At 69.3% G+C, this 20,686-nt stretch carries 21 protein-coding genes; 11 read left to right on the forward strand and 10 right to left on the reverse strand.

Annotation, left to right across the window (positions count from 1 at the left end):
* Positions 1 to 52 precede the first annotated feature (52 nt).
* The 6 genes from B7K20_RS00030 to B7K20_RS00055 form a co-directional block, all read right to left on the reverse strand.
* On the reverse strand, positions 53 to 403 hold the full coding sequence (locus B7K20_RS00030; RefSeq protein ID WP_084099471.1) for a YciI family protein: 351 nt from the start codon (positions 401 to 403) through the stop codon (positions 53 to 55).
* A gap of 39 nt (positions 404 to 442) precedes the next feature.
* Positions 443 to 1,108, reverse strand: coding sequence for an NAD(P)H-dependent oxidoreductase (locus B7K20_RS00035; RefSeq protein WP_084099472.1), 666 nt, complete (start codon positions 1,106 to 1,108; stop codon positions 443 to 445).
* Positions 1,105 to 1,545: a MarR family winged helix-turn-helix transcriptional regulator gene (locus B7K20_RS00040; protein ID WP_084099752.1), complete on the reverse strand. Its 441-nt coding sequence runs from the start codon at positions 1,543 to 1,545 to the stop codon at positions 1,105 to 1,107. The genes B7K20_RS00035 and B7K20_RS00040 overlap by 4 nt, the downstream gene beginning before the upstream one ends.
* A gap of 82 nt (positions 1,546 to 1,627) precedes the next feature.
* The gene (locus tag B7K20_RS13000; protein ID WP_159449256.1) at positions 1,628 to 1,945 is read right to left on the reverse strand and encodes an AzlD domain-containing protein; all 318 of its coding nucleotides are present in this window, start codon (positions 1,943 to 1,945) and stop codon (positions 1,628 to 1,630) included.
* A complete protein-coding gene (locus B7K20_RS00050; protein WP_084099473.1) occupies positions 1,942 to 2,778 on the reverse strand; it encodes an AzlC family ABC transporter permease in 837 nt (278 codons plus the stop codon). Before B7K20_RS00050 ends, B7K20_RS13000 begins: the two co-directional genes overlap by 4 nt.
* Before the next feature lie 153 nt (positions 2,779 to 2,931).
* Entirely contained in the window at positions 2,932 to 3,213 is a 282-nt protein-coding gene (locus B7K20_RS00055; protein WP_234985631.1) for a DUF1540 domain-containing protein, read from the reverse strand.
* Between the two features lie 487 nt (positions 3,214 to 3,700).
* On the opposite strand from B7K20_RS00055, the gene msrB reads away from it, so the two are divergent.
* Positions 3,701 to 4,102 (forward strand): peptide-methionine (R)-S-oxide reductase MsrB, encoded by a 402-nt coding sequence (gene msrB / locus B7K20_RS00060; protein WP_084099475.1) that lies wholly within the window; start codon positions 3,701 to 3,703, stop codon positions 4,100 to 4,102.
* Between the two features lie 32 nt (positions 4,103 to 4,134).
* Positions 4,135 to 4,734: a hypothetical protein gene (locus tag B7K20_RS00065; protein ID WP_084099754.1), complete on the forward strand. Its 600-nt coding sequence runs from the start codon at positions 4,135 to 4,137 to the stop codon at positions 4,732 to 4,734.
* Between the two features lie 166 nt (positions 4,735 to 4,900).
* Here B7K20_RS00065 and B7K20_RS00070 read toward each other — a convergent pair whose 3' ends face one another.
* Positions 4,901 to 5,875 (reverse strand): NUDIX hydrolase, encoded by a 975-nt coding sequence (locus tag B7K20_RS00070; RefSeq protein WP_084099476.1) that lies wholly within the window; start codon positions 5,873 to 5,875, stop codon positions 4,901 to 4,903.
* On the reverse strand, positions 5,872 to 8,088 hold the full coding sequence (locus tag B7K20_RS00075; RefSeq protein ID WP_084099477.1) for an RNA degradosome polyphosphate kinase: 2,217 nt from the start codon (positions 8,086 to 8,088) through the stop codon (positions 5,872 to 5,874). The genes B7K20_RS00070 and B7K20_RS00075 overlap by 4 nt, the downstream gene beginning before the upstream one ends.
* A 94-nt stretch (positions 8,089 to 8,182) precedes the next feature.
* Here B7K20_RS00075 and B7K20_RS00080 point away from each other — a divergent pair, with 94 nt between their 5' ends.
* Genes B7K20_RS00080 through B7K20_RS00095 form a run of 4 tightly spaced genes read left to right on the forward strand, consistent with a single transcriptional unit; the run spans position 8,183 to position 11,969 of the window.
* Positions 8,183 to 8,680 carry a GbsR/MarR family transcriptional regulator gene (locus B7K20_RS00080; RefSeq protein WP_084099478.1) on the forward strand — a complete coding sequence of 166 codons (498 nt, stop codon included), beginning with the start codon at positions 8,183 to 8,185 and terminating at the stop codon, positions 8,678 to 8,680.
* A complete protein-coding gene (locus B7K20_RS00085) occupies positions 8,677 to 9,588 on the forward strand; it encodes an ABC transporter ATP-binding protein (RefSeq protein WP_084099479.1) in 912 nt (303 codons plus the stop codon). Before B7K20_RS00080 ends, B7K20_RS00085 begins: the two co-directional genes overlap by 4 nt.
* Complete coding sequence (locus B7K20_RS00090; RefSeq protein WP_084099480.1) at positions 9,588 to 11,240, forward strand: ABC transporter permease subunit; 1,653 nt, start codon at positions 9,588 to 9,590, stop codon at positions 11,238 to 11,240. Before B7K20_RS00085 ends, B7K20_RS00090 begins: the two co-directional genes overlap by 1 nt.
* A gap of 30 nt (positions 11,241 to 11,270) precedes the next feature.
* On the forward strand, positions 11,271 to 11,969 hold the full coding sequence (locus B7K20_RS00095) for a phosphatase PAP2 family protein (RefSeq protein WP_084099481.1): 699 nt from the start codon (positions 11,271 to 11,273) through the stop codon (positions 11,967 to 11,969).
* Between the two features lie 21 nt (positions 11,970 to 11,990).
* On the opposite strand, the gene B7K20_RS00100 is transcribed toward B7K20_RS00095, so the two are convergent.
* Entirely contained in the window at positions 11,991 to 12,449 is a 459-nt protein-coding gene (locus B7K20_RS00100; protein ID WP_234985632.1) for a GNAT family N-acetyltransferase, read from the reverse strand.
* Positions 12,450 to 12,547: 98 nt separating this feature from the next.
* Between B7K20_RS00100 and B7K20_RS00105 the strand changes: the two genes are divergently transcribed.
* The 5 genes from B7K20_RS00105 (at position 12,548) to B7K20_RS00125 (ending at position 18,543) form a co-directional block, all read left to right on the forward strand.
* On the forward strand, positions 12,548 to 12,739 hold the full coding sequence (locus B7K20_RS00105) for a hypothetical protein (RefSeq protein WP_144018436.1): 192 nt from the start codon (positions 12,548 to 12,550) through the stop codon (positions 12,737 to 12,739).
* Between the two features lie 232 nt (positions 12,740 to 12,971).
* Positions 12,972 to 14,642 (forward strand): ABC transporter substrate-binding protein, encoded by a 1,671-nt coding sequence (locus B7K20_RS00110; RefSeq protein WP_084099483.1) that lies wholly within the window; start codon positions 12,972 to 12,974, stop codon positions 14,640 to 14,642.
* An 88-nt stretch (positions 14,643 to 14,730) separates the two neighbouring features.
* Entirely contained in the window at positions 14,731 to 15,816 is a 1,086-nt protein-coding gene (locus tag B7K20_RS00115) for an ABC transporter permease (RefSeq protein WP_084099484.1), read from the forward strand.
* Position 15,817: 1 nt separating this feature from the next.
* The gene (locus B7K20_RS00120; protein ID WP_084099485.1) at positions 15,818 to 16,867 is read left to right on the forward strand and encodes an ABC transporter permease; all 1,050 of its coding nucleotides are present in this window, start codon (positions 15,818 to 15,820) and stop codon (positions 16,865 to 16,867) included.
* Positions 16,864 to 18,543 carry an ABC transporter ATP-binding protein gene (locus tag B7K20_RS00125; RefSeq protein WP_084099486.1) on the forward strand — a complete coding sequence of 560 codons (1,680 nt, stop codon included), beginning with the start codon at positions 16,864 to 16,866 and terminating at the stop codon, positions 18,541 to 18,543. Before B7K20_RS00120 ends, B7K20_RS00125 begins: the two co-directional genes overlap by 4 nt.
* A 77-nt stretch (positions 18,544 to 18,620) precedes the next feature.
* Here B7K20_RS00125 and acs read toward each other — a convergent pair whose 3' ends face one another.
* Positions 18,621 to 20,624: an acetate--CoA ligase gene (acs, locus tag B7K20_RS00130; protein WP_084099487.1), complete on the reverse strand. Its 2,004-nt coding sequence runs from the start codon at positions 20,622 to 20,624 to the stop codon at positions 18,621 to 18,623.
* Positions 20,625 to 20,686 lie beyond the last annotated feature (62 nt).

The raw sequence follows: 20,686 nt of genomic DNA on the forward strand, positions 1-20,686 counted from the left end.
AACTAGCGGCCGATGCCGTGGCCGGGCTCCGTACCCGGCCACGCCCTCGCCGCTACTCGCCTTGGAACGGGCGCACCTCGACCGGCGCTCCGCAGGCGACCGCCCCGCGGGTCGCCCAGCGCAGGGCCGCGTCGCGGTCGGCTGCGGTGATGATCCACATGCCGCCCATGGTGGGCGCGGAATCGTTGGCGGGGCCGTCGGTGGTGCGCGGCTCGTCGCCGGTGGGGTCGACCACGGAGGCCTTGTCCGGCCACTCGAGGCCGCCCGCGAACACCCACGCGCCCGCTTCTTGCAGCTCGTCGTTGAATGCCGCGACGCTGTCGTACATCGCCTGCAGCTCGTCGCCTTCGGGACTCACAAAGGTGGAGTAGTTGTGCAGGACAGACAGTAGGTATTCGGGCATGGTCGCCTCCTGGTCGACATGGGCGGCCGTCGCGGGCGCCTACCGAGACGAGACTACGTCCGACTGCCGCCCCGCGCCTGAGGTGCCGATGACACGGGAGGTGCGTGCCGCATCGGCCGTCCCCAAGGCGGAAGCCTTGGCGATCCAGCGCTCGCGGGCGGCGGCGCTCGAGCCGCGCACGGGGGTGAAGACCGACGTGCCGATGGTGCGCACGCCGGTGTACCAGAGCGTCGCTCGGCGCAGCCACCACAGTGACGAGTCGCGGTAGACCCATCGGTTCCACCAGCGCGGCGAGTCCATGGTGTGGAGGATGCGCGCGGTGCGGCCGGTCAGTAGCTTGTCCCAGCCGCGTCCGTCGCCCCGGTAGCGGAACGCAAAGCCGGACAGGAACACGCGGTCGATGAAGCCCTTGAGGACGGCCGGCGCGGAGCCCCACCACTCGGGGTAGACGAAGACGAGATGCTCGGTCCAGTCGATGGTGTCGATGGCCTGTGCGGTGGCTGCGTCGAGCTCTTTGCCGCCGACGTCCGGGTGGCGCAGTTGAGATCGCTCGGTGGGGTGTGCGGTGGCTTCCGACGGCTCCGCGAGGTCGATCACACGCACCTCGGCGCCCGCGGCGCGGGCTGCGTCGATGTAGGAGGCCGCGAGGGCGTGGTTGAGGCTGCCGGCGATGGGGTGGCCGACGATGACGGCGATGCGGGTCATGAGAGGGGTCCGTTCTGACGGAGGATGCGGGTGAGGACGGCGAGCTGCTCGTTGAGCACGGAGAGGTCGATGCCGGCGGCATCGGGGTGGCTGACGAGGTCGGCGAACCGGGCGTCGAGCTCGGGGCCGGCCTTCGCGACGAGCTCGCGTGCCGTCGCGGTGAGTTCGAGGATCACGCGCCGACCCTGGCCAGGCTCGGAGCGGGTCGTGACCCAGCCGGCCTCGACGAGACTCGGCACGCGCTTAGAGACCGCAGCCTTGGTCACGCCCAGGCAGTGCGCGAGGGTGGTGATGTCCGTGGGCTCCTCGTCTGCGAGGACGGCGAGGGCGATGAACTGGCTCCCGGTCACGCCGTAGCGGGCGCGCAGGATGTGGTCCGCGTGAGCATCGATCTCCGCGATGAGCTCGTGGAGAGTGAAGGTGATCTTGTCCGACATGACCACGAGTTAACCGGTTGACTCGTGGTCATGTCAACTGGTTGACACGTGAACGTTGGGTGACGTGGGTGCGGCGCGTTCCCTAGAGTCCCGCGAGCAGCAGCGCCGCGAACGCGACCACGCCCGTGGCGAGCGTCCAGCCCATGGACCGCTTCCACAGTGCGACCCCGACCGCGACGAGTGCGGCCAGATGCCACGCGCCGAACGCGCGCCACTCGCCCTCGTTGAGGAGCAGCGAGTTGGCGACGATCGCGGCCATCGCCGCCGGCGCTACCAGGGACAGCGCCTTGCGCACGCGGGGCGGCAGCTCGCGATCGCCGCCCAGCAAGAACACGCCGGACAGGCGAATGGCATAGGTGCCGATCGCGGCGATGGTGAAGACGATGAAGGCGGTGATCACTCGGCCACCTCCTCGGGTGAGCCGGGTGCGGTGCCGGCCACGGCATCGGCTCTGTCCGGCATGAAGGAGGCGAGGCCGATGCCCGCGAGGGCTCCCGCAAGCACATTCAGCCCGTACGGGAGGTCCTTGAGAAGGAGCACGACCGCAATCGAGATGCCGGTCGCGGCGACCGCGGGTAGCGTCCGCAGCGCGGGGACGAGCACGGCGATGAACATGAGGGGCACGATGAAGCCGATCTGCCACTCGGCCGGGATGACCGGGCCCAGGATGGCGCCCGCGGCGGTGCCGAGGATCCACACAGCCGTGAAGGGGCCCGAGACGCCGAAGATGAACCAGCGCCGGCGCACCGGATCAGGCCATTTGTCGGCGGTGATGACCGAGACCGCCGCCGACTGGTCCGTCATGAGGTATGCCAGCAGCAGCTTCCAGCGCGTGGGGAAGGCGGCGAAGACGGGAGCGAGCGACGCGGAGTACAGCGCGAGGCGCGCATTGATGACCAGCGCGGTGACGATCGCGATGATGGCGGGCGCGCCTTGCGTCAGGGCGTCGACGATCGCGATCTGGCTCGCGCCGGCCGAGACTGTCGCGGATGCGTACGGCCCCAGCCAGGCGGGCCAGCCCGCGAGATTAATGAGCGCTCCGACGGCGAGGCCGAACACGACAGAGCCCGGCATGAGGGGAGCGATCGCCTTGGTGCCGGTCCAGAAGTCGCGCCATTGCGAATGGCCGATGCGCGCGAAGGCTTTGTCTGGGGCGCTGGGCTTGCGCGGGGGCGCGGCGGGTTCGGGCTGCTGATCCGGTCCGCCGGCCGCATCGGCGGGGTCCGGGGTCATGCGTGCCAGTGTGTCACGGCGCGCGGGTTCGCCTTCCGCCCTCCGCGTCACGAAGTGACGGTGATTCCGACGCGGCTCCGGCGTGTCGGGTGCCGATCATGGCGTGTCGCGCCGCATCACCGTCACTTGGTGACGGAGGGCGCGTGGAGAGAGCTAGGCGCGGGCCTCGAAGGTGAGGCAGTCGGCGGTGTCGAATGATGCGCCCACCTCGATCGCCTCCGCGGTGCAGGCCATGTCCTCGTTGTAGCTGCAGTCGGTGCGCATGCATGCGCCCACTCCGGCGTGGTCCGCGTGACCACCCTTGTCGTCGCTCGCGACGAAGGTGGAGCAGTGGGCGTGGTCGCCCGAGACGTTGATGGCGCCGGCGCGGCAGCCGTCGTGGTTGAAGCCGCACGACGCGACCGAGCAGGAAGAGACGATGGGCAAGCTGATCATGGTGGCCATGATTCCTCCAGGTGTGTAGGTCCGTGAGGCTCAGAATACGCACGCAAATGGCCATTTCGCCACATTTCTCGATAAAGAAACAATGTCATTCTTTAATGCGAAATTCGCGCGCGGAGGGCGCGTATTTCTGGGGCGGGTGGCGGAGGGCCGGATGCGGGTCGTGGAGAGGGGCCTGCTGGAGACCCCGGCACCGGGCGCGGCCTCGCGGCGCCCGGCCCGCGGACGGTGTGACTTTTCCGTCTCCGGGTGTGGGGAACAAAACCGGCCGCTGCGGCGTCTGACACTGTGAACCCGTCACGGCGCGAGCCGCATGGGCGACTCAGATCGACGACGCTTGCCTGGCCGAATCCCCCCCCTCAGCCGGCCAGGCAAGCGAGTCACTGGGTCGCGTACCCTGAGTGGGCCCCGCGCACCGCGCGACCCGCCAGGCGCGCCCGCCGGGGCGGGTTCCTTCACTTCCCCACCGTTGGAGGCAGTCATGACCGCGAAGATCACCAAGACCGACGCCGAGTGGCGTGCCGAGCTCTCGGACGCCGAATACCAGGTACTGCGCGAGGCCGGCACGGAGCGGGCGTGGACAGGCGAACTCCTCGACAACAAGCGCGACGGCGTCTACCGGTGCCGCGCATGTCAGGCAGAACTCTTCCGCTCCGATACCAAGTTCGACTCCCACTGCGGCTGGCCGTCCTTCTTCACCGCGGAGAACGACGCCGTGACCCTGCACGAGGACGTCTCGCTCGGCATGATCCGCACCGAGGTCCGCTGCGCCACGTGCGACTCCCACCTGGGTCACGTGTTCGCCGACGCCCCGCAGACCCCTACCGGCGACCGTTTCTGCATCAACTCGGTGTCCCTCACGTTCGAGGACGCCGAGGCCTGATTTTGGTCGAGCCACGCTTTCGCCGCCCCGCCATGCTCGACATGGAGGAGGCCGAGCAGATCGAGGGCGACATTGATCCCGCCGACCGCGGTCTCATCGCACACGAGACCGCGCTCGCCCTGGTCTCCCAGGCCCGCGCCTCGCAGGACCCCGAACTCACCCAGCGCCTGGTGCGGCTGGTGGACGAGGAAGGCATCGACACCGTCGCGATGATGTGGTCGAAGGCCGGCGCCCACACGCTGCCCGGCGCGCTGTGGCGCATCTACATGCTGCGCGAGTGGGTCAAGTACGACGCCGAATCCGTCGCCCGCTCGTATCACCACGGCGTGCACGCGGCGCACGTGCGTCACGCGATCGCCGGGGTGGAAGATCCTCCCGGGCCGCGCGAGGTGCAGACGCTCGCGGACTCGGTGCTCTCGGGCGTGTTCAGCGGCGACCTTGCCGTCGCCCTGCAGCGCGCGGGGGCGTTCTGCCGCGTGGTCGCCACGGGCGCGGCGTACGAGGCCGAGTCCGACGACGGCCACAACGACCGCCGCGCCCACCGCACCGCGCTGCGCGCCTCGCAGCTGCTGCGCACCGGCGAGGACCTGGAGAAGTGTGCCGCGATGTGGAACGAGGACCGGCTCGACTGAGCCGCATCCCCAGGGCGGGAACAAAACCCGGCCAGCCGACGTAGAGTAGAGACAGGACATCGGACCGCGGTAGCCCCGGGCTCCAACATCAGCCGCCACGAGCGGCCTTCGCGCCGACTGGCGCTCCCGGTCCGGTGTCCGCCCCTTCCGCCGGCCGCGTTCGCGGCTACGGGTGGATCTGCAGCAGGTGCGTCTCGATCGCGGTGACGCGCGGGCCCGCCTCCGTATCCACCATGTGGGCCACGAGCACGCCGCCGGCGGGCAGGTACGGGTTCTTGCGCGGCAGCGCCCCGCGCGTGTACGGCCTGGTAGCGGCGCGCATCATCTCGACGATCGTGGGCAGGGTTGGCCGGTGCGCGCACACCACGCGCGAGCTCGACTTGTTGAGCAGCTTGACGAAGGTCTTGGCGGTTGCCAGGGGCTTTTCGGCGTGGCCGGGCTCCGTCAGGGCGTCGTGTGTGTGGACCTCCAGGCCCGCGGCCGCGGCATACGGCTCCACGGTCGCCACGCAGCGGCGGGCGGGCGACGACTCAATAGTGCGTGCCCCGAAGGCCGCGAACAGCGGCACCAACTGCTGCGAGCGCTCGGCGCCCTTCTTCGTGATGGGGCGTCGCGCATCGGCCCCCTTCCAGGCCTTGCGTCGCTTGGCGCGAGCGTGACGCACCAGCACGAACGCGCGAGTGTCGAGGCGGTCGTCCTCCCACGCCTGCACCAGCACCTCGAGTGGGCGCAGGTCCTCGGGGAAGGTGATGCGCTCGCGCGCCTGCTCGACGGTGAGCCAGCGCACCTGATCGATCTCGTTCTTCGAGGCGCTCTTGACCGCGGGGCGCGCAACGACCGCGGGATGCGAGGCCGACGAAACCACCTCGGCCGCCCAGTACTTCACGACCTTGGTCTTGCCGCCGGTGGGGTAGCGCAGCGTGGGCAGCGGCTGGCCAAGGATGACCTGCTTGCCGGTCTCCTCGGCCACCTCACGGATCGCGCAGGCCGGCAACGTCTCGCCCGGGTCCAATTTCCCCTTGGGCCACGACCAGTCGTGATACCTGGGGCGATGCACGGCGAGCACCTGTAGCTCGCCGCCCTTGACCCGCCACACGAGCGCACCTGCCGCGATGACGGTGCCCGGCGGATAGTGGGTCACTTGCGCTTGGCCCTGCGCTTGGGTTGACGGCGAATATAGGTCGCCTGCAGGTCATGCAGACGCGTGCCCTCCGCGTCCTCCACCACGCGCGTGTAGGTGCCGTCCTCGCCCAGCTCCCAGCCCGCGACCTGATCCGACATCGCCATGTCGATGTTCTCGACGAGGAACTCCTTTTGCTGGGGAGCCACGATGGAGATGAGGGCCTCGATGCGGCGGTCAAGGTTGCGATGCATGAGGTCCGCGGAGCCGATGAACACCTCGGGCTCCTCGTCGCCCGCGAACGCGAACACACGCGAGTGCTCGAGGAAGCGTCCCAGGATCGAACGCACCCGGATGTTCTCGCTCAGCCCGGGCACGCCGGGGCGCAGCGCGCAGATGCCGCGCACCACCAGGTCGATGCGGACGCCGGCCTGGGAGGCGCGGTACATCGCGTCGATGGTCTTCTCGTCGACCACCGAGTTGACCTTGATCTTGACCCACGCTTCCTTGCCGTCGCGGGCGCGGTCGGCTTGGGCGTCGATGCGCTCGATGAGGCCCATGCGTACGCCCGTGGGGGCGACGATCAGGCGGCGGAACTTCGCCTTGGGTGCGTAGCCGGACAGCTGGTTGAACAGCTTGGTGAGGTCGGCGCCCACCTCGGGGTCGCGCGTGAGCAGGCCGTAGTCCTCGTACAGGCGCGCGGTCTTGGGGTGGTAGTTGCCGGTGCCCACGTGGCAGTAGCGCACCAGGCCGGTCTCCTCCTGGCGCACCACCAGCGAGAGCTTGCAGTGCGTCTTCAGGCCCACCAGGCCGTAGACCACGTGCACGCCGGCCTTCTCGAGCTTGCGGGCCCACGAGATGTTCTGCTGCTCGTCGAATCTCGCCTTGATCTCGACAAGCGCGACCACCTGCTTGCCGTTGCGGGCGGCCTCGATGAGCGAGTCCACGATGGGGGAGTCGCCCGAGGTGCGATACAGCGTCTGCTTGATCGCGAGCACCTTGGGGTCCACCGCGGCCTGCGCGAGGAACGCCTGCACGGACGTCGAGAACGAGTCGTACGGGTGGTGCAGCAGCACGTCACCGCGACGGATCGCCTCGAACACGTTTTGCTCGTCGGCCGTCTCGACCGGGGCGAGCTGGTGGTGTGTGGTGGGGCGGAACGCGGGGAACTGCAGGCGCGGACGGTCCAGGTCTGCGATGACGTTCAGGCCGGTCAGGTCGAGCGGCTCGACCAGGGCGAACACGTCGCGCTCCGTGATGCCCAGCTCGCGCACCAGCAGGTCGTGGATGTGCTGCGGCAGGTCCTGCGCGACCTCGAGCCGGACGGCGGGGCCAAAGCGGCGGCGCAGCAGCTCCTTCTCCATGGCCTTGAGGAGGTTTTCCGCGTCGTCCTCCTCGACCTCCACGTCCTCGTTGCGGGTGACGCGGAAGGTGTGGTGGTCGGTGACCTCCATGCCGGGGAACAGGTAGTCCAGCTGCGCGGCGATGACGTCCTCGAGCGGCACGAACGAGCGCGGCTCGTCGTCGAGCGCGGAGGCGTCGACCACGGCCGTCGCGTGGCCCTCGGAGTCCACCGACAGGAAGCGCGGCAGCGTCTCGGGGATCTTCACGCGCGCGAACAGATTCTTGCCGTTGTCGGGGTCACGCAGCTCGACCGCGAGGTTGAGCGACAGGCCCGAGATGTACGGGAACGGGTGCGCCGGGTCCACGGCAAGCGGCGTCAAGACCGGGAAGATGTCCGAGCGGAAGAGCTTGCGCAGCCGGTCCTGCTCGCCCGCCGCCAACTCGTCGAAGCGCACGATGTGAATGCCCTGGTCGTTCAGCGACGGCAGCACCTGCTCCTCGAACACCGCGGCGTGACGGTCCATGAGCTGGTGGGCGCGCTCGATCAGGATCTCGACCAGGCGAGTCGCGCTCATGCCGGTCGCGCTCGGCAGCGCGAAGCCCGCGGCGATGCGGCGCTTGAGGCCCGCCACGCGCACCATGAAGAACTCGTCGAGATTCGAAGCGAAGATCGCGAGATAGCGCGCGCGCTCGAGCAGCGGCGTCGCCTCATCCTCGGCCAGCTCCAGCACACGCTGGTTGAACGCGAGCCACGACAGCTCGCGGTCCAGGAAGCGGTCGTCGGGGAGGTCGGCCTCCTCCGGCTCGGGCTCGGCCAGGTCCACCGTGGCGAGCGCGGTGGTCTCATCGGACTCGTGAGCGGCGGTCGAGGTCTCTGACATAGGGGCCATCGTGTCATGGCTCCCGCAGACCGGACTAGTCCTTTGCCTGGAATTTACGTGGGGCGACGTTGTGCAGTTCAGAGTTTTCAGGTATGACTGAAATATGGCCGATGCTGTGGTCGCCCAAGACGGCGGCGCACCTGGGGAGGACCCCCGGGACACGTACGTGCGCCAGGTCGCGGCGTACTGGGAGCGCGGCGGACTGACGCACGCGGCGGGCCTGATTCTCGGATACCTGTCGATTTGCGAACCGGCGGCCGAAACGCAAGCCCGTATCGCATCGGCCCTTCGCCTGTCAGCCGGCTCGGTGTCGACTCAACTGCGGCAGCTCACCCAGATCGGGATGGTCGAGCGGGTGCGGCTGCCGGGCGAGCGCTCCGCGCGCTACCAGGTGCCCCAGGACATGTGGACCGAGATGATGGCCACGGAAGACCAGCGGATCGCCGGGCTGCGTGTCCTCGCCGACGCCGGCGCCGCGGTCATGCCCGCCGAGCGACCCGATCGCATCCACTCGTTGGACCTCATGGTCCGCTTTTGGGAGGCCGAGTGGCCTGCCACCCGCCGGCGCCTCGCCGCCTTTCTCGCCAAGGAGATGCCATGACCGACGCCCCAAGCCTCGAGGTGGACCACCTCACCAAGCGCTTCGGCGACTTCACCGCGGTGGACGACGTGTCCTTCGCGATTCACCCGGGCGAGATCTTTGGCTTCCTGGGCCCCAACGGCGCGGGCAAGTCCACCACCATTCGCACGCTGCTGGACCTCATCCGGCCTACGTCGGGCGCGTGCCGTGTGCTGGGCATGGACTCGCGGCGCGACGCGGTCGAGATCCACCGGCGCATCGGGTTCCTCCCCGCCGACCTCGCGCTGTGGAACAACCTCACCGGCCGTCAGACGCTGCAATACCTGGCGAATCTGCGCGGCGGCGTGGACTGGAAATGGGTGGACCAACTCAGCGAGCGCATCGGCGCCGACCTGGACCGCAAGGTGGGCGAATACTCGAGCGGCAACCGGCAGAAGATCGGCATCTTGCAGGCGTTCATGCACCGGCCCGAGGTGCTCATCCTCGACGAGCCCATCACCGGCCTGGACCCATTGGTCCAGCTCGAGTTTCACTCGCTGTTGAGGGAGACGGCCGATGCGGGGGGCACCGTATTCTTGTCGAGCCACACCATTTCGGAGGTCGAGAGGGTGGCCGACCGTGTGGGGTTCATCCGCCGCGGTCACCTCATCGCGGTCGAGCGCATGAGTGAGCTGCACGACAAGGCGCTCAGGCGCATCACGCTCGAGTTCGCCGCGCCGGTGCCGGCGGCCGCGTTCGAGGGACTCGAGGGCGTGCACGAGGCGACCGTCGAGGGTGCCACCGTCACCGCCCAATACGAGGGCTCCATGGCGCCGCTGCTCGCGGTGGCGACGCAGCACGACGTGCTCTCGGTCGCGTCCGCGAGCGTGGACCTCGACGAGATCTTCCTCGAGTTCTACCGCGACGAGGTCCAGGCGGCGGAGAAGTGATGCTGCGCTCGGTCTACCTCAAGACGCTGCGCGACCGGTGGCTGGGCGCGGCCATCGGCGTAGTCGCGTTGTTCCTGGTGGCGTGGATGGGGATCGCCGCCTTCGCCGGCATGGGCGACGACGCCGAGGACTTCATCGCCGCGATGCCCGAGGCGTACCTGTCGATCGTGGGCATCTCCGCCGAGGGCGGCGTGGTCGGCATGATGCTCGGCAACATGTTCAACTTCATGGGCCCCTTCGTGATTGCCGGAATCGGGGTATCGATGGCGGCCGCCGCGATCGCGGGCGAGGAGGCCGAGGGCACCATGAACGTGTTGGGCTCCCTGCCGCGCTCGCGCACGCGCCTGCTGACGTCCAAGGGGCTGGCCGCTGTGACCGTGGTCGTGGGCGCCGCCGTCCTGGCCTCGCTGTCGTACGGGCTCGCGGCCGTCATATCGGGCGAGACGCTCGCGGGTATCAACCTGACTGCCGCGACGGTGCACCTGGTGGCGGTCGCGCTGTTCTATGCCGCGGTGGCGCTGGCCTTGGCTGCGTGGACGGGGCTGAGGGCGCTGGCCTCCTCCGTGACCGTGGGGCTCATCGTCTTGTCCTTCCTCGCCTCGGGCATGCTGCCGCTGCTGGACGGCGGCGAGGCGTGGGCCAAGGCCTCGCCCTGGTACTGGCTGAATGGCCCCCAGCCCATGCTGAACGGCGTGGACTGGGCGCCCGTAGTGGTGCTGCTGGGAGCCGTTGTGGCCCTCGCCCTGGTGGCGTGGTGGGGGCTGAACAGGCGCGACCTGGGCGCCGGCGGCGCGCGCACGCCGTTGTTGGATCGCCTGCGCACCGACCCGCGCGTGGGCAAGGCGGTGTCGATGCTCGTCGGCAGCGGCTCCACGCGCGGCATCGCGACCAAGGCCGTCACCGATGCTCGGCCGCTCATGCTGATCGGCGGCGCCTTCGTCGCGTTCCAGGCCGTGGTGGTGGGCGTGCTGTTCACGGCGATCGGCGGCGACATCGGCTCGCTCGTGGACTCTATGCCGGACGCGATCCTGGCCATGATCGGCTTCGTCGACATGTCGACGCCCGAGGGGTTCTACTCGGGCGAGGTGCTGTCGATCGTCGCGCCGCTCGTGGTGATCGCGGCGGCGGTGAGCGCGGGCGCCGCGCTCGCGGGCGAGGAACGCCGCCGGTCGGTGGCGGTGCTGCTGGCGCTGCCGGTGTCGCGCACGTCGGTGGCCGCACGCAAGGGTGTGGCGGTCGCGGTGGTGCCCGTGGTGGTGGGGCTGTGCGTCGCGGCGGGCTTCGCGATCGGCAACGCCGTGGGCGGACTGGGCATGGCGTGGTCAGGCATCGCGGCGTCCGGCCTAATGGTGGCCGGGCTTGGGTGGTTCTTCGGCGCGCTCGCGTTCGCGATCGGCGCCGCGACGGGGCGCGCGCAGTGGGCCACGGCCGGCACCGCGGGCCTCGCGGTGCTCGCGTGGGGCGTCAACGCGTTCCTGCCCGTCAACCCCGACTACGCCGAGTGGGCGAGGCTGTCGCCCGTGCACTGGTACGCGAGCGAGAATCCGCTCGAGGCGGGCGTGCTGTGGGGCGGCCTGGGGTTGCTCGCGGCGCTGGCGGCGGTGCTCGTCGCGGCGGGGGTCGTGGCGTACGGCAGACGCGACCTGCGCTGACGGCGCTCCGTCGCGACGTAGGCTGACCCGATGCGTGACCAGTGGCTTCGCCTTCCCCCGCTCGCTCGTGCGCTCCTGCCAGGGCTGATCGTCGCGGCGGTGTCTGCCGTCGCGTTCCTCGAGCTGATGGACGTGGTGGTCGAGCAGGACGAGTTCGTCCCGTGGGACGAGCCGCTTATCGCGTGGTTCGCCGACCATCGCGTCGCATGGCTCACCACGGTGATGACCGTGATCACGACCGTCTTCGGTCCCATCGTGCTGCCCATCTTGGTTGCGGTGGGCGCGGGCTTCTGGCGATGGAGATCGGGGTCGTGGCGCGACCCCGCACTCCTGGTGGGAGCCATGATCGTCTCGACCGTAATCACGCAGGTGGCTAAGATGGCGATCGGTCGGGCTCGGCCCTCCGAGGAGGTCCAGGCCGTCCCTGGGCTCGAGACGAGCTTCTCGTTCCCGTCTGGTCACACCACGGGCGCCGCCACCCTGGTGCTGGTCACGGGCTACCTGCTGTGGCGCGGCGAACGCTCCCGGCACGTGCTGTGGTGGTGGGCGCTGGCGTCGGTTGTGGTCATCGGCATCGTGGGCTTGACCCGCATGTACCTGGGCTATCACTTCCTCACGGACGTCGCCGCTGGTGCCTGCGTGGGGCTGTTCACGTTGGGCCTGGTGGTGACGGTCGACCGACTCATGGATCTCAAGCGGGGCCTGCCTCCCGGTGCCCAACCGGCATGAGGCAGCCCCCGGTTGGCGCCGCTACTCGAACTCGAGCGTCATGAAGCGGCTGAGCGGATCGGGCCCGTACCCGGCAAAAGGCGAGCAGTCCACGAACCCGTGGCGCTCGTAGAGCCTGTGCGCGGGCCAGAACGGCTCGTCCGTGCCGGTCTCGAGGCTGACCCGGGCGTAGCCGCGGTCGCGGGCGGCGCGAAGGATCTCGCCCAGGATGGCGGTGGCGACGCCCCTACCCAGCGCGGTTGAGGCCGTCCTCATCGACTTCACCTCGCCGTGGGTGGGATCGAGCTCCTTGATCGCGCCAATTCCCAGTAGTGCGTCTTCCTCCCACGCCGTCCAGACGGTGACGTCGGGGCCGCGCAAGGACTCGAGCGGCAGGGCGTGGACCGAGCAGGCGGGCGAGCCCGCGTGCATCGCCTCGAGGTGGGCGGAGAGGAGTGCGTGCACCTGGGGGCGGGTGAGGTCGTCGATCGCGATGTCCACGACGGGAGTGTCCCACGCGCGCGAGGCGCGCCGCCCCGCCGCCGCACGTAGCCCCGTCGGTGCACGGAGTCCCGCCCGTGCGGCGCTACTCTCACCGCATGGGAATGACCGCGTGGCTTGTGATCGCCGGCGTCGTGGCGATCGCCGCGCTCACCGCGTACCTGGTGCGCCACCGCGACCGCTGGCCCCAGGCAATCTTCGTGGGCCTCGGCGTCTTCGTGCTGATCTTCGCGGTGCGCTGGGGTGTGCAGGAGATCACCTCGTTCGAGTGGATCCCGTCAGAAGACTAGGGGCGACGGGCCGGTTCGTGGGACGGCCCATGGACGCCAAGCGCGCTCGTGGTGAGGACGGCCTCGGTCACGTTTCGATCACGGCACGCTGGCGCTCGTCACGGGCCTGTTGCATGCATGTAAACAGTGATCGCACTCTGTGAGAACTGAGCATTCTCCCTGCTAGGAAAGAAGGCGCGGAGCCTCCCCCAACCCGGGGTCGGCAACCGTCTCATCCAGGAGGGAACCATCCATGTTCAACCCGTCTAGCCGTCGCCGTGCAGCAGCGTTTGCCACGGTGGCCGTGGCCGCCTTCTCGCTCGCGGCCTGCTCCGACAGCGACCCCGAGTCGAGCTCGACCGCCACCGCCGGCGCCGAGTCGAGCGGCGGTGGAGAGCCGATCATCGTCGGCACCACCGACAAGATCACCACCATCGACCCCGCGGGCTCGTACGACAACGGCTCGTTCGCGGTGATGAACCAGGTCTATCCGTTCCTCCTCAACACCCCGCTGGGCAGCCCTGACGTGGAGCCCGACATCGCCGAGACGGCCGAGTTCACCGCCCCCACGGAGTACACCGTGACGCTGAAGAGCGGGCTGACCTTCGCCAACGGCAACGACCTCACGTCCTCCGACGTCAAGTTCACGTTTGACCGCATGCTGGCGATCTTCGAGTCGGGTGCCGACGGCGGCAATGGCCCCGGCTCGCTGCTGTACAACCTCGACTCCGTGGACGCGGTCGACGACACCACGGTGGTCTTCCACCTGAAGTCGGAGAACGACCAGGTGTTCCCGCAGATCCTGTCGAGCCCCGCCGGCCCCATCGTCGACGAAGACGTCTTCGCGGCCGACGCCCTGACTCCTGACGACGAGATCGTCGAGGGCGGCGCGTTTGCCGGCCCGTACACGATCGTCAGCTACGACATGAACAACCTGGTCAGTTACGAGGCGAACCCCGACTACCAGGGTCTGCTCGGCGCGCCCAAGACCGACATCATCGACGTGAGCTACTACGCGGACGAGTCGAACCTGAAGCTCGACGTCCAGGAGGGCAACATCGACGTGGCCTTCCGCTCGCTGTCCGCCACCGACATCGAGGACCTGCGCGGAGACGACGGCGTCCAGGTGATCGACGGTCCCGGCGGCGAGATTCGCTACATCGTCTTCAACTTCGACACCATGCCGTACGGCGCGGCGACCGACGAGGCCGACGAGGCGATGGCCCTTGCGGTGCGCCAGGCTGCGGCGGACATCGTCGACCGCCAGGCGATCGCCGACCAGGTCTACCGCGGCACCTACACCCCGCTGTACTCCTACGTGCCCGACGGCCTCACCGGCGCCACCGAGTCGCTCAAGGAGATGTACGGCGACGGCGCGGGAGCGCCCGACCTCGACAAGGCGGCCGCCACCCTCGAGGAGGCGGGTGTGGAGACGCCCGTCGCGCTCAGCCTGCAGTACAACCCCGACCACTACGGCGCGGGATCGGCCGACGAGTACGCGCTGATCAAGGACCAGCTCGAGTCGTCCGGCCTGTTCACCGTCGACCTCCAGTCGACCGAGTGGGTGCAGTATGCGCAGGACCGCACCGCCGACGTGTACCCGTCGTACCAGCTGGGCTGGTTCCCGGACTACTCGGACGCTGACAACTACCTCACGCCCTTCTTCCTCACGGAGAACTTCCTGGGCAACCACTACTCCAACCCGGAGGTGGACGAGATGATCCTCGCGCAGGCCACCACGGCCGACCCCGATGAGCGCGCCGCGCTCATCGGTGAGATCCAGGACGCCGTCGCGGCGGACCTGTCCACCCTGCCGCTGCTGCAGGGCGCCCAGGTCGCGGTCACCGGCACCGATGTCTCGGGTGCCGCGGACACCCTCGACGCCTCGTTCAAGTTCCGCTACGGGGCCCTGTCCAAGGGTTGATGCATGAGCTCGGGGGTCGGGGCGACCCGGCCCCCGACGCCATGCCCATCCCACCCCACGTCGCGTCAGCGGCGAGCAAGGACACCTCATGACCACCACCGCACCCGTCGCCGCAGGTCCAGAACCTGCCGCGACAGTGAAGAAGGCCAGCGGGGGATCCCTGGGCCGCTACATCGCCGTACGCGCCCTGCTCATCATCCCCACCGTCTGGATCCTCGTCACCACCGTCTTCGTGCTGATGCGCGCGACCGGAGACCCCATCACCGCCGCGCTCGGTGGGCGTCTGCCCGCCGATCAGCTCGCGGAGCGAGTGCACGAGGCCGGCTACGACCGGCCCCTGATCGTCCAGTACCTGGAGTACCTCGGCAACATCCTCACGGGCGACTTCGGCACCGCGTTGTCCGATCACCGTCCCGTGACCGAGATCATCACGACCTTCGGCGCCGCCACTCTTGAGCTCGCGTTCTACGCGCTCATCATCGCCTTCGCGGTGGGCATTCCGTTGGGCCGGATGGCGGCCTTCCGTCGCGATCGATGGCCCGATGCGACGGCCAGGTTGGGTGCAATCGTCGCCTATGCGACGCCCGTGTTTTTTGCAGGGCTGCTGCTCAAGCTCATCTTCTCGGTGTGGCTGGGCTGGTTCCCGGTCGCCGGGCGAGCGGACACCCGCAGTGAGCTGACCTTGCAGCGCCTGGACGGCGCGACCGGCATCTACCTCATTGACGCGATCCGCACGGGGGACTGGAACATCATCAGCGACGTGCTGCTGCACGCGGTGCTCCCCGCCGTCGCTCTCGGCCTGCTCACCGCGGGAGTCTTCCTGCGGGTGGTGCGCACCAACGTCATCTCGACGCTCGGCGCCGGCTACGTAGGCGCGGCGCGCTCACGGGGCGTGTCCGAGCGGCGGCTGCTACGCAAGCACGCCTACCGTCCCGCGCTCATCCCGATCGTGACCGTGGTGGGCCTCCAGATCGCGATGCTGCTGTCGGGCGCCGTGCTCACGGAGACCACCTTCGAATGGAAGGGGCTGGGTTTCCAGCTCGCCGAGTACCTCACGGCCCGCGACTTCGTGGCCGTCCAGGGCATCGTCGCGTTCCTCGCGGTAGTCGTGGCGCTGACCAACTTCATCGTCGACGTCATCGCCGCCCTGATCGACCCGAGGGTGAGGTACTGACATGGCGACCGACGCACAGGCCCGCGGCTCTCTCTGGCGGCGGCTCCCCGTGATCTCCCAGGTGCGTTCCTCGGTGGGACTGCAACGAGGCATGCTCGTCGCGGGCCTCATCCTCACCGGCATCTTCGTCCTGACCGCCATCTTCGCGCCCCTGCTCGCGCCCTACGGGTTCTCCCAGTTGCGCGGCGACGACGGCGTCGCGTTTGGCGCCCTGCAGGAGCCCTCTGCGGCCCACCTCCTGGGCACCACGACCGGTGGCTACGACGTGCTGTCGCGGCTCATCTGGGGCGCCCGCACCGCGCTGTACGTGATCATCGTCGCGGTGCTCGCCTCCATCGTGGTCGGCGTGGCGCTTGGCCTGCTCGCGGGCTACTTCGGCGGCTGGCTCGACCGCATCCTGGTGGTGGTGGCCGATGCCCTCTACAGCTTCCCGTCGCTGCTCCTCGCGATCGTGGTCGCCATCGTCGTCTCGGGAGGCCAGTCGTCGATGTGGGGTGGCATCCTCGCCGCCGCGCTGTCGATCACGGTGATCTTCATCCCGCAGTACCTGCGCGTCACGCGCGCGGAGGTGGTGCGCATCAAGTCGGAGCCCTTCGTCGAGTCCGCGAGGGTGATCGGCTCGAGCCACGTGCGCATCATGACCAGGCACGTGCTGCGCAACTCGACCCGCACCCTGCCGCTGATCATCACCCTCAATGCCTCGGAGGCGATCCTCACGCTCGCGGCCCTGGGCTTCCTGGGCTTCGGCATCGAGCCCACCGCCGCCGCCGAGTGGGGCTACGACCTCAACAGGGCGGTGTCCGACGTCACGAGCGGCATCTGGTGGACCGCGCTGTTCCCCGGCCTCGCCATCGTCCTGTCGGTGATGGGTCTCACCCTCGTGGGTGAAAGTCTCAACGACCTCGCCGACCCGCGACTGCGCCGCCGCGCGGCGGGTAGTGAGCCTGCGGAAGACCTGCTCGCCCCCGAGGGCGACCCGGGAGCCGGTGACGGCGATACGGACCTTGCCGAGGCATCGGCCACCCCCACCACGAAGGAGGGCACCGTATGACCGACGTGGTGCAGATCCGCGACCTGTCCGTCACCTTCGCGACCGATGCCGGGGCAGTGCGCGCCGTCGACGGCGTCACGCTCGACGTCCACGCCGGCGAGGTCCTCGCAGTCGTGGGGGAGTCCGGCTCGGGCAAGTCCGTGACGGCGTCGTCGATCCTGGGGCTCTTGCCGGAGACGGCGAGCGTGGGCGGCGCCGTGGTGGTGACCGGCCGCGACGGTCACGAGGTCGACGTCGCGACGCTCAAGGGCGACGCCCTGCGTGAGCTGCGCGGCGAGACGGCCGCCATGGTGTTTCAGGAGCCGTCGACCTCGCTCAACCCGGTCTACACGGTGGGCTGGCAGATCGCCGAGGGGTTGCGCGCGCATCGGCGCATGTCGAAGAAGGCGGCCCGCGCGGAGGCGATCGACGTGATGCGGCGCGTGGGCATTCCCGATCCCGAGACGCGTGTGGACCACTATCCGCATCAGTTCTCGGGCGGGCAGAAGCAGCGCGTGGTCATCGCGCAGGCGCTCGCGCTGAATCCCGGAGTGATCGTCGCCGACGAGCCCACGACGGCGCTCGACGTCACGGTGCAGGCCGAGATTCTCGACCTGCTGCGGCGCTGCCGCGACGAGTTCGGTGCCGCGATCGTGCTGATCACCCACAACATGGGGGTGGTGGCGGATCTCGCCGACCGGGTGGCCGTCATGTACCAGGGCAAGGTCGTGGAGCAGGCGGGTGTGCGGGATCTCTTCGCCGAGCCGCGCGAGGCGTACACGCGTCAGCTCCTGGGTTCCGTTCCGCGCATCGGCGTGGGTCTCGCACGCGCCGCGGAACGTGCCGAACGGCGCCCGCCGGAATGGGACACCGCGGCGCCCGTGGTCGAGGCGAACGACCTGCGGATCGTCTACCCCGGGCGGCTGCGCCAGCCGGACTTCGTGGCCGTCGATGGAGTCTCCTTCGCGATCCGTCCCGGCGAGGTGCTGGGCCTGGTGGGAGAGTCGGGATCGGGCAAGACGACCATCGGTCGAGCGATGGCGGGGCTCACTCCTGTGAGCGGCGGGTCGCTGTCGGTGTTGGGGGTGGAGATGCTTGGGGCGAAGGAGCGGATCATCCGCCCCATCCGCTCGCGCGTGGGCTTCGTGTTCCAGGACCCGGCGACCAGCTTCAACCCTCTGCTCACCATCGCCCAGTGCATCGCCGAGCCCTTGGTGGTCCACCGGCGGTTTGGCTCGCCGGCGGCGGCGCGCGGGCGCGTGGACGAGCTGCTCGAGGCGGTCCAGCTGCCCCGCGCCTATGGTGATCGCTTCCCGCACGAGTTGTCCGGTGGTCAGCGCCAGCGTGCCTCGCTCGCCCGCGCCCTGGCCCTTGAGCCCGAGCTCCTGATCGCGGATGAGCCCACGTCGGCACTCGACGTGTCCGTGCAGGCCCGGGTGCTGGACCTCTTTGACGAGCTGCACCGCGAGTTGGGGTTCGCCGCGCTCTTCATCAGTCACGACTTGGCGGTGGTGGACATGCTCGCCGACCGCATCGCGGTGCTTCACCGCGGCAAGCTCGTGGAGGAGGGCACTGGCGCCGAGGTCTTGGGCAACCCGCAGGATGCGTACACGCAGCGGCTGCTCGCGTCCCTTCCGGTGCCGGACCCCGAGGAGCAGGCGCAGCGCCGTGAGGAGTGGGAGGCGATGCGGGGCTGACGCGACAACGCCGGCGTCCCAAGGAGGAAGGACGCCGGCGTCGCGCTCAGGTCAACCAAGCCCGAGTGGCTCAGCGCTTAATCGTCGTCGGCCTTGCCGCCCTCGAGCCCATCGCGGATCGCGTCCATCACGGAGGAATCGGCCAGGGTCGTGACGTCGCCCACGGCGCGGTGCTCGGCGACGTCGCGCAGCAGGCGGCGCATGATCTTGCCCGATCGGGTCTTGGGCACCTCGGACACCACCAGGATGGTGCGCGGCTTGGCCAGCGCCCCGATCTGCTCCTTGACCTGCTCGCGCAGCGCGACCTCGTGCCCGCTTGCCGAGGCGCCCGCCGCGTCCGACTTCACCACGACGAACGCCACCACGGCCTGGCCGGTGGTCTCGTCGGCGGCGCCCACCACGGCCGCCTCGGCGACCCACGGGTGGGACACGAGCGCGTGCTCGATCTCGGTCGTGGATAGGCGGTGGCCCGACACGTTCATGACGTCGTCCACGCGTCCCATGAGCCAGATGTCGCCGTCGGCGTCGCGCTTGGCGCCGTCGCCTGCAAAGTAGAGGCCGTCGAAGTGGCTCCAGTACGTCTTCTCGTAGCGTTCGCGGTCGCCCCAAATGCCCCGCAGCATGGACGGCCACGGCTGGTCGAGCACCAGGTAGCCGCCGCGCCCCGGGCCCACCTCGCGGGCGTCGTCGTCCACCACGGCGGCCGAGACGCCGGGCAGCGGCACCTGCGCGGAGCCCGGCTTGGTAGCCGTCACGCCCGGCAGCGGCGAGATCATGATCGATCCCGTCTCCGTCTGCCACCACGTGTCGACGATGGGGCAGCGGTCGCCACCGATGACGCGGCGGTACCACATCCAGGCCTCGGGATTAATGGGCTCACCCACGGATCCGAGCAGCCGCAGGCTCGACAGGTCGAACCGTGCCGGGATCGCCTCGCCCCACTTCATAAACGTGCGGATCGCGGTGGGCGCCGTGTAGAAGATGGACACCTTGTACTTCTCGATGATCTCCCACCAGCGGCCCTCGTGGGGCGCGTTCGGCACGCCCTCGTAGAGCACCTGGGTGGCGCCGTTGATCATGGGGCCGTAGACGATGTAGCTGTGCCCGGTGATCCAGCCCACATCCGCCGAGCACCAGTACACGTCGCTCTCGGGCTTGAGGTCGAACACCACCCGGTGCGTGTACGCCGCGCCCGTGAGGTAGCCGCCGGTGGTGTGGAACAGGCCCTTGGGGCTGCCCGTGGTGCCCGAGGTATAGAGGATGAACAGCGGGTGTTCCGCCTCCACCATCACGGGGGTGTGGTCGGCCGATGCCGTGGTCACCACGTCGTCCCACCACACGTCCCGCTCGTCCGTCCAGGCCGTCTCCTGGCCCGTGCGCTTGACGACCAGGACGTGCTCGACGCTCGCCGCGGGCTCGGGGTGGGCCTCGCTCGGCGCGAGCGACGCGTCCACGAGGGGCTTGAGTGCCAGGTGGGCGCCGCGCCTGTTGCCGCCGTCGGCGGTGATGACCAGCTTCGCCTGAGCGTCGTCGATGCGCTGGCGCAGCGAGTCCGCGGAGAACCCGCCAAAGACGACGGAGTGGATCGCGCCGATGCGTGCGCACGCGAGCATCGACACCACCGCCTCGGGAATCTGTGGCAGGTAGATCGCGACGCGGTCGCCCTTCGTGATTCCCAGGCTTTCCAGGGCATTCGCCGCCTTGGATACCTCCCGCTGCATGTCGGCATAGGTCAGCGTGCGGGTGTCGCCCGGCTCGCCCTCGAAGTGGAACGCCACCCGGTCTCCGCGGCCCTCGCGCACGTGCCGGTCCACGGCGTTGTCGCACGCGTTGAGGGTGCCGTCGGCGAACCAGCGGGCCACGGGGGCGTCGGACCAGTCGAGGGTCTCGGTGAACGGCGTGTCCCAGTGGAGGTGCTCGGCCTGGTCACGCCAGAAGCCCAGCCGGTCGGCGGCCGCGCGCGTATACATGTCGGAGCGCGCGTTCGCCTGCGAAGCGAAGTCGATCGACGGCGGGAACGAGCGGCTCTCCGTGTGGAGATTCTCGAGGGCAGGGGACTTTGTCTGGGCATCGTTGACCATGCGGTCAGAGTAGGCGCGCCTCCTGACATTGCCAAACGTTTGTAAGGATCCCTGCTAGATGG

This window comes from Demequina sp. NBRC 110051 (assembly GCF_002090055.1).
Classification (GTDB): Bacteria; Actinomycetota; Actinomycetes; order Actinomycetales; family Demequinaceae; genus Demequina.

Excerpts from the sequence above, each read along its gene's own strand:
- B7K20_RS00105 (WP_144018436.1), top strand. The coding sequence starts at position 12,548 with ATGGGAATGACCGCGTGGCTTGTGATCGCCGGCGTCGTGGCGATCGCC.
- B7K20_RS00035 (WP_084099472.1), bottom strand. The coding sequence starts at position 1,108 with ATGACCCGCATCGCCGTCATCGTCGGCCACCCCATCGCCGGCAGCCTC.
- B7K20_RS00040 (WP_084099752.1), bottom strand. The coding sequence starts at position 1,545 with ATGTCGGACAAGATCACCTTCACTCTCCACGAGCTCATCGCGGAGATC.
- acs (WP_084099487.1), bottom strand. The coding sequence starts at position 20,624 with ATGGTCAACGATGCCCAGACAAAGTCCCCTGCCCTCGAGAATCTCCAC.
- B7K20_RS00125 (WP_084099486.1), top strand. The coding sequence starts at position 16,864 with ATGACCGACGTGGTGCAGATCCGCGACCTGTCCGTCACCTTCGCGACC.
- B7K20_RS00090 (WP_084099480.1), top strand. The coding sequence starts at position 9,588 with ATGCTGCGCTCGGTCTACCTCAAGACGCTGCGCGACCGGTGGCTGGGC.
- B7K20_RS00050 (WP_084099473.1), bottom strand. The coding sequence starts at position 2,778 with ATGACCCCGGACCCCGCCGATGCGGCCGGCGGACCGGATCAGCAGCCC.
- B7K20_RS00080 (WP_084099478.1), top strand. The coding sequence starts at position 8,183 with ATGGCCGATGCTGTGGTCGCCCAAGACGGCGGCGCACCTGGGGAGGAC.
- B7K20_RS00110 (WP_084099483.1), top strand. The coding sequence starts at position 12,972 with ATGTTCAACCCGTCTAGCCGTCGCCGTGCAGCAGCGTTTGCCACGGTG.
- B7K20_RS00095 (WP_084099481.1), top strand. The coding sequence starts at position 11,271 with ATGCGTGACCAGTGGCTTCGCCTTCCCCCGCTCGCTCGTGCGCTCCTG.
- B7K20_RS00065 (WP_084099754.1), top strand. The coding sequence starts at position 4,135 with ATGCTCGACATGGAGGAGGCCGAGCAGATCGAGGGCGACATTGATCCC.
- msrB (WP_084099475.1), top strand. The coding sequence starts at position 3,701 with ATGACCGCGAAGATCACCAAGACCGACGCCGAGTGGCGTGCCGAGCTC.
- B7K20_RS00075 (WP_084099477.1), bottom strand. The coding sequence starts at position 8,088 with ATGGCCCCTATGTCAGAGACCTCGACCGCCGCTCACGAGTCCGATGAG.
- B7K20_RS00115 (WP_084099484.1), top strand. The coding sequence starts at position 14,731 with ATGACCACCACCGCACCCGTCGCCGCAGGTCCAGAACCTGCCGCGACA.
- B7K20_RS00120 (WP_084099485.1), top strand. The coding sequence starts at position 15,818 with ATGGCGACCGACGCACAGGCCCGCGGCTCTCTCTGGCGGCGGCTCCCC.
- B7K20_RS00085 (WP_084099479.1), top strand. The coding sequence starts at position 8,677 with ATGACCGACGCCCCAAGCCTCGAGGTGGACCACCTCACCAAGCGCTTC.
- B7K20_RS00030 (WP_084099471.1), bottom strand. The coding sequence starts at position 403 with ATGCCCGAATACCTACTGTCTGTCCTGCACAACTACTCCACCTTTGTG.
- B7K20_RS00055 (WP_234985631.1), bottom strand. The coding sequence starts at position 3,213 with ATGATCAGCTTGCCCATCGTCTCTTCCTGCTCGGTCGCGTCGTGCGGC.